This window comes from Actinoplanes sp. NPDC051405, from assembly GCF_055586185.1.
On the sequence record NZ_JBVJIR010000006.1, the window covers coordinates 147492 to 163026 of the forward strand.

A 15535-nucleotide genomic window follows, 5' to 3' on the forward strand; every position below is an offset into this window, starting at 1 on the left:
TGAGAGATCAACGGGACAGCCCGAATTCCGGCGCCCGGGCGATCGCACCGCGCAATGCGGCCAGCATCCGCCCGGTGCCGGGCGCGGCGTCGTCCGGAAAGGACACGAAGCAGTCCGACAGGTAGTAGGTGTCCGGCCCGCGGGTGACCGTGGCGGCACGCCCGTCCGGATGAGTGGCGATCAGCCGGTGCTCGCCGTCCGAGACGAGCCGCTGTTGCAGCAACGGCTCGTCGTTGAGCCGCTCGGTGCGCATCCCGTGGGCCGCGAAGACGTCCCGGAACGGGGTCAGGTCGCTGAGCCGCAACGGGAACGACAGGATCCAGGGCCCCGGGCGGCACCCGGAGCTGAGCAACCGGTCGAAGGTGCGTCCGGTGACGTAGCTGAAGATGCCGGTGCCCAGGAGCAGGTCGACCGACGGCAGGGCGCTACGCAGCTCGCCGGGCGGGTCACGCTCCTCCAGGTCCGCGACGAAGCCCCGATCGAGCAGACCGGCGTCGCGGGCATAGCCGACCGCGTTCGGCGCCACGTCGAGGCCGAGCCAGCGCAGGCGCTCGTCCCTCGGCCACTGCTCGAACCAGCTTCGGTCGTGCGCCGCTGAGTGCGTACCCGTCGCGAAGTACCGGTAGACGGCGTCCAGGGTCAGGCCTCGGCGCAGGACGGACGCGCTGATTCCGTACGAGCAGCCGATGTCGAGGACCGTCGTCGGCTCCGGGCTCCGCGACTGCAAGAAGGCGCGGATCGCCTCGGCGGCCAGCACCGGGATGCGGTAGTCCAGAGCGGCCTGACAGCGGAAGAACGGCTGCGGGCCCACCTCGTCGTACGTCGCCTGCAGGGCAAGGTTGCCGGTGGCCGGCGTCTCGGCGCTCATGCGGCGGGCCGGGAGGAGTCGCCGGTGGACGCTGCCTGCAGATCGGCGTCGGGTGGCTCCGGCACTTCGGCGACCGGTGGCAGCTCGGCCCGGACGTCGGCGAAGGAGAGGCTGAGCACCCGGCTGGCCACGACGAGCGCGGCCACGACGACCAGCAGGACCGGGCCGCGGCTGTCGGTCGCGTACGCCGCGCCCAGCCCGTACCCGAGCGGGCGCAGCACGACGGAGCCCATCCAGTCGTATGCCGAGATCTTCGACAGCGAGTCGGCGGGCACCCGGCGTTGCAGGGCGGTCAGCCACAGCGCGTCGGCGTAGGAGAGCCCGGCGCTGGCCAGGACGAGCAGCAGCGCCTGGAGCGGCACCGGCGCCCGGAACGCCATCGCGACCAGGGAACCGGCGATGATCAGCTCGCTGATCCGGGCGGCGACCAGAGGGCGCCGCACCCGCAGGGTGAGTGCCACTGCGTCACCGATCAGGCTGCCGACGCCGAGGCAGGCGAAGAGCACCGCCCATGAGGACGACCCGTGTCCGTTCGCCGCCAGCAGCACCGGCCCGATGATGAGGTAGCTGGCGATCGCGACGTGGGTGACCATGAAGGCGACGATGCTCGACCAGATCCACGGCGCCCGGCGGACCAGGTGGAAGCCACCGGCGAGCTCGGCGTGCACGGTCGAGCGCTGGGCCCGGACCGTCCGCGGTAGCCGCAGCCGCGCGATGAGCAGCCCGCTGAGCAGGAAGGTGAAGCCGTCACCGACCAGCACCCAGCCGGCCGCACCGGGCCCGACCAGCACGCCCGCCACCAGCGGACCGGCGATCAGGGCGATGCTGCGGACCAGGGACAGCAGTGCGTTCGCGCTCTGCAGCTCGCTCTTGCCCACGGTCAGCGTGGTCAGCCCGACGGCCGCGGGCAGGTGCGAGGCCTCGGCCACTCCGTAGACGACCTCCAGCGCGATGAGCACCGGCAGGTTCACCTCGCCGGAGACCAGCATGAACCCGACGGAGAGCTGGATCGCGGCCCGTACCCCGTCCGCGGCGGCCATCATCAGATGCCGGGGTAACCGGTCGGCCCATACCCCGCCGTACAGCAGGCACACGGCGAGGGCGATGGTCTGGGCCCCGAGGGCCAGTCCGACCGCCGCCCCGGAGCCGGTCACGTGCAGCAGGCCGAACGTCAGCGCGACCGGGCTCGACATGGTGCCGATCATCGAGATCGAGTAGGAGGTGAGCTGGAGCCGGAAGCGCCGCTGGTGCAACGGTGCCGCCGCCTCCCGCAGGCGTCCTCGCAGGGCCGGCGCAGTCATCGGTGCCTCTCTCCTCGCGTGCCGACGTCGACGCCGCCGTCCGCGGCGAAGAGCCGGTCGATGCCGTCCAGAACCTCGGTGATGTGCTGGTCCAGGGTCTGCCGGTCGGGGCCCCGGACCGTCAGGTTGGTCATCCGGAAGCCGTGCGTGGCGCGGGCCCGGTGGGCGAGCGCGACCTCCTCCACCCCGGCCACTCCGGAGAGTTCGCGCAGCGCGCGCCGCTCCACCACCGACCGGACAGCGCCGTCCCGGTGCCGGAACGCCGGGAACAGCCCCGCCGCGGCACCGGAGAGCGGATGCTCCGGTGGCGCCGCGGACCCGGCGGCGAGAGCCAGCGCGATCCGGACCGGGTCGAGGCCGCCGGCCAGCCGGAACAGTCGCGCGGTGTGCCCGGCGAGTCGCCCGTTGACCTCCACGATGTCGAACCCGTACGACGTCAGGTGCAGCTCCGCGTGCGTGATCCGGCGGGTCACCCCCAGCGCCGCCAGGGCTGCCGAGACCAGCTCGTGGGCCGCGGCCAGCAACGGCTCCGGGAGTGCGGACGGGAGGATGTCCCCCTGCACGCTGACCGCGTCCGCGCCGCCGGGCCCGGCCTCCGGCACGACGCTGACCGGCAGTTTGTCGAGGGTGCCGAGATGCACCGGGCCGGCCCCGGAAGTCGCGCTCTCCACCGAGACCATGCCGCCGAGCCAGGGCGCGGCACCAGGGTGGGGCCGGCCGGCGATCCGGGTCTCCAGCAGCAGCGAGTCCCAGCCGGTGCGCAGCCGGAGCTGACGCCGGGCGGCGGCGTCGTCGTCGATGAAGGCCACCCCCCGGCCACCGGCGGCACGCCGGGGCTTGAGTACGCAGGACTCGCCGGCCGACTGCCAGTGGCCGATGAACTCGTCGGCCGAGTCGACCGGCCAGGCCCGTACCCGGGTCAGGCCGGCGGCGCCGAGCCGGCGGCGCTGCACCAGCTTGTCCCAGGGCGACTCCGCCGGCGGCGCTCCGCCGCGGACCCGGGCGTCCAGCCGATCGGCCAGGTCGACCTCGTCGTCGTGGAACGTGATCACCCCGGTCAGCCCGAGACCCTCGATGGCGGCCGCCTCGTCGGCACCGACGATCCGGAGTTCGAACAGGCGGCGGCCCAGCGTGAGCAGATCCGGATGCCGGGCGGCGACGTCCGCCCGCACGAGCAGCACCACCGTGCAGAGCTGCCGCGCGGCGGCCATGATCTCGCGCAGGTTGGCGGCGCCCTCCGGCCGATGGCAGATCCCGATCCGGGGCAGCTGGTTCCGCGTCACGGGACCGGACCGCTGACGATCGCCGAGACCGGGACGAGCGTGGCGCCGCGCAACCGCTTCGGTTCCTCCGAGGCCAGGCCGAGCACGAGCTCGCGGGCGCCGCAGGCGATGGCATGGCGCAACGGGCCGAAGATGAGGGCCTCGACGTACGCGTCGTGCCGGTGCTCGTCACCGGCGGCCAGCCCGACCTCGTGCACCTCCACCGCGTCACCGCACCGCAGCAGGAACGCGACCGCGACCAGGGTCCCGTCCCGGCGTACCGTGCACGCCAGCCGCCGGCCGACCGGCTGGCCCGCCCAGCCGGCCAGCCGCACCCGGGCCAGCCGGGGGTGATCGGGCACGCCGTGCCGGGCGTTGACCTGGGCCACCAGTGGTGCCGCCTCCGCGACCACCACCTCGGCCGGCGTGATGTCGCTGACCAGCGGGCCGGCCGCGAGGCGGGCCAGGTCACGCCGCACCATCCGCCGGCGTCCGCTGCTCAGCGCGGTGAGGTAATCGGCGAACGTGGACGGTACCGGCAGCACGGACAGCTGCGAGTGGGGATGGGCGGGCAGCACACCGCCGAGAGTGAAGGCGTCCAGATCGACGGCCCGGACGTACAGGGCGAGAGGCCGCAGTCCGCGGTGCGCGGCCCAGCGGTGACCCTCGTGGATCAGCAGCCGGCGGACCTCGGTCGCCTGCGCGGCACCGAGCCCCGCGTCGGTCGCGACACCGCAGACGAGATCGGGTCCACCGCCGAGCAGTACGTGCTCCGCGGCATCGGTGTCCGGGTCGAGCGGGACGCCGGAGCCGGCCAGCGGAGCGATGAGCGCCCGCGCTGCCTGCTCGGTGCGGGATCGTTGCAGTGCCAGCACACCGGCGACCCGGCCGGCGACCCGTGCGACGAGCAGCTGGGTCTCCCACCGGGCCTGGACCGCCGCCGAGGTCAGCACGTCCGGATGCAGGGCGGCCGAGGCGACGTGCCACCGCCCGCCCCGCAGCATCGGCCCGGCCTCGGCGGCCGGCACCGCGGTGACGGTGGCCGATCCGGCTGTCGCGAACTCAGACACGGGCATCCCAGATCCGCCCGAGGCTGCGGCCCATCGCCACGGCATCCGCCACCGCCGCACCGGCGATACCGTCGATCACGCACGGACGGACCTCGCCCCTGGTCTGCGCCGCCCACCCGGCCGGTTCGGGTGCCGTGGCCGCCGCGAGCAGCACATCGCAGGACAGCCGGACACCGGGCGCGGGGCGATAGGTCTCGGCCAGTTCGAAGTCGGCGCGGATCGTCGGCTCGAACACCTCGAACATCCGGGCGCTCTCCGCGATCGATGCCGGGACGGCCTGTTCCGCGCGCAGGACCGCCCGAAGCTCCTCAGCCGGCAACCGGTGCCACCGTTCGGCACCGGCCGGGTACTCCAGGGCCGGGCGGTTGACAGCGATCACCGCCGCCGGAGCGAGACCGAGCGCTGTCAGCGCCGACGCCAGCTCGGCGGCGATCGCCGCGCCCGAGCAGACGCCCAGCAAGGCATACGGGGTGGCCGTCCGGCCCACCTCGGCGGCGAGCACGGGCGCGGTCCCGCGGACCAGCTCGGTCATCGCCCGGTACGGCTCCTCGCCGAAGCGTGACTCGCGGCCGGGCAGGCGTACCGCCCGCAGCTCCCACTCCGGCGGCCGGGTCGCACTCACGTCCTGCCAGTACGCGGCCCCGGTGCCGGCCGGGCCCACGGCGTACACCACGAGCGCCGGCTGATCGACCGGGTGCGCCACGCGCAGCCACTTCGGGGTGCTCATCCGGCCGTGACCAGCCGGCGGAGTTCGGCGACGTCCAGCTTGCGGGCCGTGGTCAGCGGGAACTCGTCGAAACGGTGGAAGGCGACGGGAACCATGTAGTCGGGCAGCCGGGTGCGCAGGAAGGCACGCAGCGCGGCGGCGCTCTCCTCGTCTCCCACGTGACATGCGTGCAGCTGGGCGTCGTGCACCAGGACGTGCGCCTCGTCCACCGCACGGTGGGCCCGCAGGGCGATCTCGACGTCCTCCAGCTCGATGCGGTATCCGCGGACCTTGACCTGCCGGTCCAGCCGGCCGAGGTGCACCAGCTGACCGTCCAGCACGGTGACCCGGTCTCCGGTGCGGTACCAGTCCGACGGGCCCGGGGCGCCGGTCACCGCCGTCATCGGTCCCGCGGTGCCGCCCGCGTAGAACCGGCCGGCGTTCTGCTCCGGACGCAGGTAACCGTCGAAGCGCTGCGGCCCGCGCATGCAGAGTTCTCCTTCAGCGGCCGGTCGGCCGTCGCCGCCGATGATCAGTGCTTCCATCCCGGGATAGGGCGAGCCGATCGGCACAGAGCCGTTCGGCGTGGCCGGCCAGTCGCGCTGCTCGGCCGGCAGCCGGAACTCGGTGCAGGTCACGGTGAGCTCAGTGGGTCCGTACAGGTTCTCCACGATGCCGCCGGAGGCGGCCGCGGCCCACGCGGCAGCGCGTTCGGCGCTGAGTTGTTCACCGGCGAACAGGCTCCAGCGCAGCCCGGGAAGGCTGCCGGGCAGCAGGGTCCGGCTCCGCACGGCGAGCAGGATCGACGACGGCACGGTGAGCAGGTGCGTCACGGCGCTGTCGCGCAGGAAACGCACCGGGCTGAGCCACTGCCGGCCGGCCGGGGCCACGGCGTGCGCTCCGGACGCCCACGCCGCGAAGATGTCGAAGGTCGAGGTGTCGAAGGTCAGCTCGGCGGCCTGCGCGACCCGGCTCGCCGGGGAGAGCTCGTACCGGCCGGTCACGTGCCGCACGTAGCTCACAGTCTGGGCGTGCGTCACCGGGACGCCCTTGGGCTGACCCGTGGAACCCGAGGTGTAGAGCACGTAGGCGAGGTCACCCGGCTGCCCCGGCCGCGCCGCCGGGTCCCGGGGCGCGACGGTGCTCACGTCGAGGTGGCTCACGCTGCCCGTGGCCTCCAGCACCTCGGCGAGCGGGGCGTCGACCGGGCCCGGACCGACGATGTCCCGGATGCCGGCTTCACGCACGATCGCGGCGGTCCGGCTCGGTGGCGTCCGCGCGGAGAGGGGCACCACCCACCCGCCGGCCCGCAGCACGCCCAGGTAGGCGGCATAGGTGCTGACCGACTTCTCGGCCCACAGGCCGATCGGTCCGGGCCCGGTGCCGCGCACCTGCCGGAGCCGCTCGGCGATGCCACCGGCCGCCGACCAGAGCTCGGCATAACTGGCGGTCCGGCCGCCCGCGGTGATCGCCGGCCGGGCCGCGTGGCGCCCCGCCGCCGCCGCGAAGATCTCGACGAGGGTCGGAGCGCTCATGGCACCTCCGCCGTCCGCGCCCGGACATGCTCGACGAGCGCGGGCAGCGTGCTGTTGAAGAAGAAGTGCTCGAGGTCGAGCTGGACGTCCAGCTCGCCCTCGATCCGCTCGACCATCGTGACCGCGAGCAGCGAATTGCCGCCGAGCTCGAAGAAGTCACCGCCGTCGTCGCCGGGTCCCACGTCCAGCACCTGGTGCCAGGCGTCGTGCACCGAACGCTCCACCACATCGTTGTCCATCATCGGCACAGCTCCGTTCTCGTTGTCGATGCGTCGCCGGCTGTCAGCTCAGGCGCATGACGGCCGGTGCCGTGATGAGGCACCCGTCGACCAGCGCCACGATCAGTCCCGCGTGGACGTCGGCGCGCGGTGCCCGCTCGGCGAGGTCGCACTCGGCGTCGAAGGTCCACGAACCGCCCGCGGGAATCTCGGCCACCTGTACCGGCGGCGCCGGCGCCGGCGGCCGGCCGCCCGGGGTCGACGCGAAGCCGAAACCGATCGCGCCGGCGACCGCGGTGGCTCCCGAGTTGGTGAAGGTGCGGCGCAGGCGGGCCGGGCCGGGCCGGCGTACATCGAAGTCCATCGCTCCGGCGATCGCCAGGGTGCGGTTCGCCGGTGTCTCGGTCGACCACCAGACGTCACCGCAGCGCCGGCAGTTGAGACTGGTCAGCGCGAGTGCGGGCTCCGCGCGGTGCCGGAGGATCACCTCGTCCGCCCGGTCGGTGCGGCAGCTCGGGCACGGTGCCGGGGACCGGCTCTCCAGCCGGAAGGCGACATCGGCGTCGCCGAGGAAGTCCGTCCCGGTCCGGGCCACCGCCTCGACCAGCGCGGTCACCGCCGCGAGCTGCAGGTCCCGGATGGCCGGCTCGGCACCGGCCACGATCTTGTCGAAGCCGGCCCGGTCCAGGGTGCGCAGGCCGGCGGCGGTGCGCAGTGCGGCGCTGATCGGTGCGAGGCCGTCGGCGAGCAGCGGGACACCGAGCCAGGAGAGCCGCTCGCAGCGACCGGCGACCTCGTGCAGCCGGCGCAGGACGGGCCAGGCGTGCTGCTCGAGCTCGCGCTCGGCCCGGCCGGGTACGGTCTGCGGATCCGCCGCCGTGACCGGGAGCCGCAGGCCGGGATCACCCAGCAGCCCGTACGTCAGCAGGCCCCCGTCGTGCCCGGGGCCACTCTCGTTCAGCGTCGCGACGACCTCGCCGAGCGGTAGCCGCGCCGCCAGCAGGGATCGCAGCGCCGCAACCGCGGTGGGCTCGGTCCGGTGTTGCCCGAGCCCACCGATGACGGCGACCGCGGTGCCCTCCAGGAAGCCGGTCCCGACGCCCACCTCGGCGGGATAGGCCTGGGCCCCCGCGGCGACGGCCGAGCAGCTCTGCACGAAGAACAGCACACCGTTGAGGTCGGCCGCGCGGATCCGGCGTTCGGCGCCGAGGTCGGCGCGGTAGCAGCCCTCACCGTGCCGGCAGGCCGGCGTCCGGGTGCCTGCCGGGTCGGGCAGAGGTCGCGACGCGGACAGCGGCCCGGGCATCTCGTCGTCGGACCGGCCGCAGATCACCGAGTCCGGCAGGCCCGCGCTGCATTCGCGGCCGTGCGCGCGCAGCACGACGAGTTGAGGACGACGCCGCGTCAGAGCGCGGATCTCATCCAGCTCGACCGCGTCGGCGAGCAGGCCGCCGGGCAGGAACGGGTTGGAAATGGTGAAGAGCTCGTCGTCGAGGTCCACTCCGGCACCCGGCCGCAACGTCCGCAGGATCAGCGCGACGAGCGAGGCCTCGGTGCGTCCGACCAGGACTCCGCACCGCGGGTTGTACGCGCCGGGCCAGTCACCGACGGCCGCGATGGCGGCGGCCGTGCCGACCACCGCCACCGGACCCGGCTCCCCGCGGACCTCGGTCAGCAGCTCCCCCGGATCCAGGTGCCGGTGCGGCCGGACCGTGGCCGCCGCCAGCATGGACGCCGCCGCGCGACTGACCGCTGTCCCGGTCGACAGAACAACGCCGGGACGGGCCTCCACCAGCGGACCCGGCGGGCTCTGCGCGGCCAGCCGGACAGAGCGCTCAGCCGACGTCCCGGGCAGGACGGGAAACGGATCTCCCGGCTGCCAGCACTCGGCTGCGGCGATGAATTCCGCTGCGTCCGCACAGACGTGGACAAAGTGCTCAGCAGCTTCTGATGTCTCAGTCACGCGATCATTGCTCCCCGTGTTGCGTGGCTGGTCGAGTTTGATCCATGTCCGGGGGACGAGCCACCCCGCAGCCTGTGACATAAATAACTTTTAATATAGATGATGACGTTTGGAAGGGGTTTCTCCCGATCGTGCTAGCCTGCGCGCGTTCCCGACGCCTGAGCACCCGGAGGTCCCGTGCCGACGGTCACCGCGACGATCACCCGGATCTGGACCGACGTGCTGCACGTCGACCGGATCGACCCCGATGCCGACTTCTTCGACCTCGGCGGCGACTCCGCCCGGGCAGTCGCCGTCCTGACCCGCGTCCGGACCGAACTGGGCGTGGAGATCTCGTTGCGCCACTTCCTGCTCGCCCCCACGGTCGCGGAGCTCTCGGATCGGATCGTCGCCGCCCAACGGTGATCATTCGGGGCGGCCGGCCCGCGCGGCCCGATCCGCACGCCTCGCAGGACCGGCCGCACCCGGGTCCTCAGCCCGTCGCCGGCGCTCACAGACACACACCACCGGGCACTCGGCACGGCGCCCGCACCAGCCCGGGTGACCGGACCGCCGAGCCGTTCGGAACCTACCACTCCATGCTCTTCTCGAGCCGCATATTCCGGACCGTACCGTCATTACTTTCGGTTATCCACAGTGGTCGACGGTCGATTCTCGAACGAGCCAGGTTCCGGAACCACAGAGGGCTACCGACATAGACCAGATCCTGTATGGTTGCCGTCAAGCACCGGACAGTTGATCCACTTCGTACTGGCCGTCCGGACTAACGGGGAGAACGACTAGTGTTGTCTTTGACCAGGCTTCCAGCTGTGCTGGCGGCCTACTAGCAGGCTGCCGACGCCGGCGCGAAAGATCGCCGCCGTACGATGAATTATTCCGGTGAACACCTCGCATCCACTCGCGAAGGTGTCGTCTCACCGTGCTCAGTATTCATTCGAGTAATCCTTGGAATGCCGTCGACACGAGCGCGGCCGCATCATTCTTCGGATGGCTGCTGCGCGCCTTTTCCACACCTCGGGGGAATCACTTCCATGCCGTTTGACGTCGTTATCGTGGGTGCCGGGCCGGGCGGAATCGCCGCAGCGCTGAGCGTCCGTGAGCACCATCCACAGGCGCGCATCGCCCTGATCGAAGCGGGCCATCGGCAGAGCCGCCGGCCGTGCCCGGTGGACAACGGCCGGCAGTGCCGCGGGTGCGGCGGCATGTGCAATGTGATCAGTGGTTTCGGCGGCTGTATGCACTACGGCGACGGGGTGAAACTGAGTAAGTTCCCGTCCGGGCGCCGGCTCGGTGACCTACTCGGCCAGGACCGCGCGGTGCGTTTGTCGGACAAGGCGTTCGACCTGCTCACCCGGCATCTGAACGCCCCGGTCGAGCTGCGCGGTCAGGAAATCCCCTCGCGCATGGACGCCACGTTCGCCCGCCACGGTATGGACATCCGCCCGTACCCGGTGGCCACGGTCGGGGAGAGCAACCTGACCGGCGTCATCGACGGCCTGTACGCCGACCTGGCCGGCCACGTCGAGATCATGCTCGACTCCTCGGTGACCGCGGTGACCGCCGCTGAGCACGGTTACACGATCGAGGTGACCAGCCGTGGCGGGCGCCGCCGATCCACCCTCGAGTCGCGCGCGCTCATGCTGGCCACCGGCCGGCGCGGGCTCGTCAGCACCCAGCAGGTGCTCGAGTCCCTGGGAGTGGCGACCGAGGCACCGACGCCCTCCATCGGGGTCCGCTTCGAGATGCGGGCCTCCCTGCTGGAACAGGTCGGCCTCGGGCATCCCGACCTGAAGGTCTCGCAACGCGACCGGACCCGCAAGACCAAGAGTTTCTGTTTCTGCGGCGGCTCGAACGGCGGCCGGGTCAAGTACACCAACTACCAGACCGCGTTCGGCACGCCGGTCATCACGCTCGACGGCCACGAGACCCTGGACCGGGTGCCGGCGGGCGACCGCGAGCTGTCGGCCAACTTCGGCCTGATGTGCCAGCTCCCGGACCAGGGAACCGCCGACCAGGCCGCCTTCCAGGAGCGGATCTTCGGCGCGTACCGGGAGCTCTCCGGTGGGCGCCCGGTGGCGCAGCGGCTGCGCACCTTCATCGACCGGGGCGACGAGGCGATGTCGTGGACCGATCTGGCCGGGGCCCTGCCGTTCGAGCCGTCTGTCCTGGACCTGTCCACCGCCCCGGTGCACCGGCTGCTGAACGACGAGCAGCACGCCGCGATCACGCTCGGCTTCCGCGACCTCATGCAGCCGATCCTCGAGGTCGCCGGCGACGCCGCCCGGTTCGAGGATCTGCTCGACGAGGTGGTGGTCATCGGGCTGGAGGTGGAGTTCCTCTGGAACCGGGTGCCGCTCGACGCCTACAGCCAGACAGTGCTGCCCAATCTTTTCGTCATCGGTGACGCCGCGGGCTACGCGCAGGGTGTCATCCAGGCGATGATGATGGGCCTCGCGGCGGGCGAGCGGATGGGCGGGACGCTGCACGGCGAGCCGGTCCAGGCCGCCCCGTTGTCCGTGGTGGGCTGACGTGGCGACACCGGACCTGCCGGTGCTGGCCTGCACCGCCGAGGCCTGGGGCTATGGCCCGGCCGCCAAGCTGCTGGCCGTGGCCCGCAACGTGCCGGCTCGCCGGGTCGCGATCGGCACCGGCACGGCACAGGTCTTCGCCGAGCTGAACGCCGAGCACTACGACCGGGCCGTGGACCTGGATTCCCCGCTGGCCATCCTCGACCACCCGCTGCGGGCGGATCATCTGCTCAATGCCATGGACCCGCTGGCAGCCCTGCTGGCCCGCCGCTGCGGAGTGCCCTCGACCTACGTCGACAGCCTGCACTGGTTCTGGCGCTGGTCCGCGGACGACATCGACGACCTCGCCCGCGAGGCGGACGCCATGGTGCGGATGCCGGCCGCCGAGCTGGCCGCCGCGCTGGTCGACATCGACTGGCACCGGATGGTGCCGATGGCCTACCTCTGGTCCGACCGCGTCTTCCTGCAGCGCCTGGGCGAGCCGGCGGAGCGGATGACGGTCTTCGGCGAGCGGGTCCGCTACGTCGGCGCCATCGTCGACGTCGAGCCGGGGCTGCCGCCGGAGCAGCGTTCCGGCGGGCTGATCAGCCTCAGCGGTGGTGTCTCGCACGTCGGCACGGTCCGTTCGGCGGGCGTCTACGCCGAGATCGTCCAGCGGCTGCTCGACGGCGTACCCGGTGCGCCCGGTCCCGGTGCCGGAGCCCTCAGCCACCCCGCCGTGGCGGCGGGGACGACCGGGAACGCCCGCCCTTCGCTGCGCCACGACGCTCTGCGCTCGGCCTTGGCCGGCGCCCGCTACGTGCTCGCACCGGCCGGCCTCACCATGGCGTTGGAGGCCGCCGCCGCCGGCGTGGCAGTCGGCTTCCTGCCGGAGCAGCATGGCGGTCATCTGCCCAATCACCGGCTGCTCAGCGGCGCCGACCCGGCGCTCTATCCCGCGGTGCTGGCCGCCTCCCGCCTCGGGGTCGAGGAGTCCGACCCGGCCGCGTTCATCGCGCACCTGACGGACGCGTACAGCGAGCTGCTCAGGACCGGTGGGCCGCTGCTCGACAGCTTGCGCAAGGACATGGCGGACTGCGTCGGCCTGCTGTCCGATCCGGCCGGCGCGGCCGATCTGGCGCACCGGCAGCGTTCCCGGATCACCGAACTGACCGGCGGGTTCGACGGCGCGGCCGTCATCGCGGCGGCGGTCTCCGAAACCCTGAACGAAGGAGCACGATGACCGTCCAAGCCTCCGCCGCGCGTACCCCGGACGTCGGTGCCGTCCCGCTGACCTTCGCCTGGCCGCCGGTCGGTCCGGCCCAGCACGACGCGGTCAGTGCCTGCCTGGCCACCGGTGACCTGTCGCTGCCGTTCGGCGCCACGGCCGCGCTGGAGAGCGGCGTCCGCGAACACCTCGGCTGTGCCCACGTCGTCGCCCACTCCAGCGGCACAGCGGCGATGCTGTCGGCGTTGTACGCGGCCGGCGTCGAGCCCGGCGACGAAGTCATCTGTCCCTCCTACACGTGGTGGGCATCCGTCTCGCCGGTCCGGTGGCTCGGCGGTGTGCCGGTCTTCTGCGACATCGAACCGACGAACCTGACCCTCGAACCGCGAGAACTCGACCGCCGGGTGACCGCACGCACCCGGGCCGTCGTCGTACCGCACCTCTGGGGAGCCGCCGCGCCGATCCGGGAGATCGTCGCCTGGGCCCGTCCCCGCGGTATCCGGGTCATCGAGGACGCGTCGCACGTCTTCGGTACCACCGTGGACGGCGCCTTCCTCGGCACCATCGGCGATCTCGGCGTCTTCAGCATGCAGGCGCAGAAGGCGCTGCCGGCCGGCGAGGGCGGGCTGCTGGTCACCGGTGACCCCGGGCTCCACCGGCGCAGCCTGGCCGTCGGGCACTACGAACGGCTGGCACCGGACGACGAGTTCGCCGGCACCGGGCTGGGGCTCAAATCGCGGATCAGCCCGCTCAACGCCGCGCTCGCCGCCTCGTACCTGCCGACGCTGACCGGCGTCCTGGCCCACCAGGACCGGCTGATCCGGACGATGCTCGCGCCGGTGCTCGAGAGCTGCACCGTGACCGCGGTCGGCTTCCAGTCAGGAGTACGGCACGGCGGCAGGACAGCCCTGCGTCTGATCCTGCCGGAGGGCGTCCCGGTCGCGGACGTGGGCAAGGCGCTGAGCGATGCCGGTCTCCCGAGCAAGCCCGAGTACTTCCACCCGCTGCACCAAGCCACATTGTTCGCCGGGCGGCCGGGCGACGCACCTCCCTCGCTGCCCGTCACCGAGGCGATGGCGCCGCGGCTGTTGCACGCCGCCCTCCCCTCGGCCGGCCGGCTGGAGGAGGCCGCCGCCCTCGGCGCGGCAGCCGCGCGGGCTCTGCGCGACCAGGGGCTGGGCCGATGACCACGTCGCCGGTGCGCTGGGCCGTTGTCGGACTGGGCTGGGGCGGGATGCCGCACACCCGGGCCGCGACCGCCGCCGAAGGGGTCGAGCTGGTCGCGGTCTGTGACGCCGACGAGTCCCGCCGCGACGAGTGGTCCGCCCGGTCCACGGTGCCGGCGTTCGGCTCGGTCGACGAGCTGGTCGCCGCGACCCGGCCGGAGGTCGTCACGGTGGCGACGCCGCCGTCGGACCACCTCGCGAGCGCCCAGCGGCTGCTGGCGCGGGGGATCCACGTCGTGCTGGAGAAGCCGCCGGTCCGCACCGTCGAAGACCTCGACCTCCTCCTCGAGCACGAGTCGTCCTCGACCGCCCGGGTCTTCCCGATCGTCCAGTACCGGCATCACCCCGCCCTGCGGGACGTGCGGGAGAAGCTCCTGAACGGCGGTTTCGGCCGCATCGTCTCCATCGCGGTCACCGTCGTCTGGCCGCGTGACGCCGGCTACTACGCGCAGAACGCGTGGCGCAAACGGCGGGCCGACGGCGGCGGCCCGTTGATGAACCAGGCCTATCACCACCTGGACCTCGTGCAATGGCTCGTCGGACCGTGGCGCAGCTGGACCAGCACCGGCGGGACGGTCTTCACCGAGGTGGAGCGGGACGACGACATCCTGGTCGTGTCCGGACCGCTGGCCCATCCGGACAACCCGATCGGCTCGCTGCACGTCGCCACGGCCGGACCGGTCGGTGAGAACCACGAATCGCTCATCATCGTCACCGAGGGAGGCCTGATCCACGCCCAGGGTTTCCGGTTCGAGCGCACGTGGGTCGGCTCGGTGGACGACGCCGCCCCGGCGCACGAGGAGCTCGACTCCTTCCTGTACGCGGAGGTCACCCGTAACGTGGCGGCGGCCGTACGCGGCGCGGCCTCGGACTCCCCCGCACTGGCCGACATGCGACCGGCCCTGCGGGTCGCACTCGACGAACATCCGGCGCCGTGAGCAGCGCCCGGTTCAGCGCCGTCCGCGCCGTCACGTTCGACGCCGGGGGTGTCCTGGTCCTGCCCGCGGTCGAGGCGGTGCACGAGGCCCTCGCCCCCTGGGGTCTGCTGCCGTCGGCGACGGTCGTGGACCGTGCGCACTACCACGCCGTCGCCGCCGTCGACTCCGCCCCGGAACCGCTCTGGGACACCTACCTGAGCACCCACCTCACCGCCTGCGGTCTGCCCGGGCGGCACCTCGCCGAGGCGATGCCGCGATTCGACGAGGCGCTGTCCCCGGACCGCTGGATCCGGGTGCCGGCCGGTGCCCGCGAGGTGCTCGGTGCCTTCGCCCGCCGCGGCCTGGGCCTGGGCATCATCTCCAACAGCACCGGCGTCATCGCCCGGCTGCTCGCGGACGAGCCGGTACGGATGTGTCAGGCCGGCCCCGGGCCGGGCGTCGAGATCGGCGTGGTTGTGGACTCCGGCGAGTTCGGCACCGACAAGCCTGACCCGGCGATCTTCGAAGCAGCGCTCACCGCCCTGCGCATCCCCGCCGAGCAGGCCCTGCACATCGGCGACACGGTCCACGCCGACGTGCGAGGAGCGGTGGCCGCCGGGATGACGGCTGTGCACCTGGATCCGCTCGGCTCCTGCCGTGACTGCCCTGCCCATCTCCACGTCGCCGATCTGCCCGAGCTGGCCGGCGCCCTTGCCTCCCCGGGGGACCGATAG

14 protein-coding genes are annotated in these 15535 nt (G+C 72.7%); 6 read left to right on the plus strand and 8 right to left on the minus strand.

The window, feature by feature from the left end; all coding sequences use genetic code 11:
- Positions 1–7: 7 nt before the first annotated feature.
- Genes ACZ6S4_RS15305 through ACZ6S4_RS15340 form a run of 8 tightly spaced genes read right to left on the minus strand, consistent with a single transcriptional unit; the run spans position 8 to position 8923 of the window.
- Positions 8–868 carry a class I SAM-dependent methyltransferase gene (locus ACZ6S4_RS15305; protein ID WP_465475530.1) on the minus strand — a complete coding sequence of 287 codons (861 nt, stop codon included), beginning with the start codon at positions 866–868 and terminating at the stop codon, positions 8–10.
- Complete coding sequence (locus tag ACZ6S4_RS15310) at positions 865–2169, minus strand: MFS transporter (RefSeq protein ID WP_465475531.1); 1305 nt, start codon at positions 2167–2169, stop codon at positions 865–867. The genes ACZ6S4_RS15305 and ACZ6S4_RS15310 overlap by 4 nt, the downstream gene beginning before the upstream one ends.
- The gene (locus tag ACZ6S4_RS15315; protein ID WP_465475532.1) at positions 2166–3452 is read right to left on the minus strand and encodes an ATP-grasp domain-containing protein; all 1287 of its coding nucleotides are present in this window, start codon (positions 3450–3452) and stop codon (positions 2166–2168) included. Before ACZ6S4_RS15315 ends, ACZ6S4_RS15310 begins: the two co-directional genes overlap by 4 nt.
- Positions 3449–4507, minus strand: coding sequence for a GNAT family N-acetyltransferase (locus tag ACZ6S4_RS15320; protein WP_465475533.1), 1059 nt, complete (start codon positions 4505–4507; stop codon positions 3449–3451). Before ACZ6S4_RS15320 ends, ACZ6S4_RS15315 begins: the two co-directional genes overlap by 4 nt.
- Positions 4494–5228 carry a thioesterase II family protein gene (locus tag ACZ6S4_RS15325; protein WP_465475534.1) on the minus strand — a complete coding sequence of 245 codons (735 nt, stop codon included), beginning with the start codon at positions 5226–5228 and terminating at the stop codon, positions 4494–4496. Before ACZ6S4_RS15325 ends, ACZ6S4_RS15320 begins: the two co-directional genes overlap by 14 nt.
- On the minus strand, positions 5225–6742 hold the full coding sequence (locus tag ACZ6S4_RS15330; protein WP_465475535.1) for an AMP-binding protein: 1518 nt from the start codon (positions 6740–6742) through the stop codon (positions 5225–5227). Before ACZ6S4_RS15330 ends, ACZ6S4_RS15325 begins: the two co-directional genes overlap by 4 nt.
- Positions 6739–6984, minus strand: a complete 246-nt coding sequence (locus ACZ6S4_RS15335; RefSeq protein WP_465475536.1) for a phosphopantetheine-binding protein — start codon at positions 6982–6984, stop codon at positions 6739–6741. The genes ACZ6S4_RS15330 and ACZ6S4_RS15335 overlap by 4 nt, the downstream gene beginning before the upstream one ends.
- A 40-nt stretch (positions 6985–7024) precedes the next feature.
- Positions 7025–8923: a hypothetical protein gene (locus ACZ6S4_RS15340; RefSeq protein ID WP_465475537.1), complete on the minus strand. Its 1899-nt coding sequence runs from the start codon at positions 8921–8923 to the stop codon at positions 7025–7027.
- Between the two features lie 177 nt (positions 8924–9100).
- On the opposite strand from ACZ6S4_RS15340, the gene ACZ6S4_RS15345 reads away from it, so the two are divergent.
- The 6 genes from ACZ6S4_RS15345 (at position 9101) to ACZ6S4_RS15370 (ending at position 15535) form a co-directional block, all read left to right on the plus strand.
- Complete coding sequence (locus ACZ6S4_RS15345; protein ID WP_465475538.1) at positions 9101–9328, plus strand: phosphopantetheine-binding protein; 228 nt, start codon at positions 9101–9103, stop codon at positions 9326–9328.
- An 848-nt stretch (positions 9329–10176) separates the two neighbouring features.
- Positions 10177–11451, plus strand: a complete 1275-nt coding sequence (locus ACZ6S4_RS15350) for a DNA polymerase subunit beta (RefSeq protein ID WP_465475539.1) — start codon at positions 10177–10179, stop codon at positions 11449–11451.
- Between the two features lies 1 nt (position 11452).
- Positions 11453–12673: a hypothetical protein gene (locus ACZ6S4_RS15355; protein WP_465475540.1), complete on the plus strand. Its 1221-nt coding sequence runs from the start codon at positions 11453–11455 to the stop codon at positions 12671–12673.
- Positions 12670–13845 carry a DegT/DnrJ/EryC1/StrS family aminotransferase gene (locus ACZ6S4_RS15360; protein WP_465475541.1) on the plus strand — a complete coding sequence of 392 codons (1176 nt, stop codon included), beginning with the start codon at positions 12670–12672 and terminating at the stop codon, positions 13843–13845. The genes ACZ6S4_RS15355 and ACZ6S4_RS15360 overlap by 4 nt, the downstream gene beginning before the upstream one ends.
- Positions 13842–14822 carry a Gfo/Idh/MocA family protein gene (locus ACZ6S4_RS15365; protein ID WP_465475542.1) on the plus strand — a complete coding sequence of 327 codons (981 nt, stop codon included), beginning with the start codon at positions 13842–13844 and terminating at the stop codon, positions 14820–14822. The genes ACZ6S4_RS15360 and ACZ6S4_RS15365 overlap by 4 nt, the downstream gene beginning before the upstream one ends.
- On the plus strand, positions 14819–15535 hold the full coding sequence (locus ACZ6S4_RS15370; protein WP_465475543.1) for an HAD family hydrolase: 717 nt from the start codon (positions 14819–14821) through the stop codon (positions 15533–15535). Before ACZ6S4_RS15365 ends, ACZ6S4_RS15370 begins: the two co-directional genes overlap by 4 nt.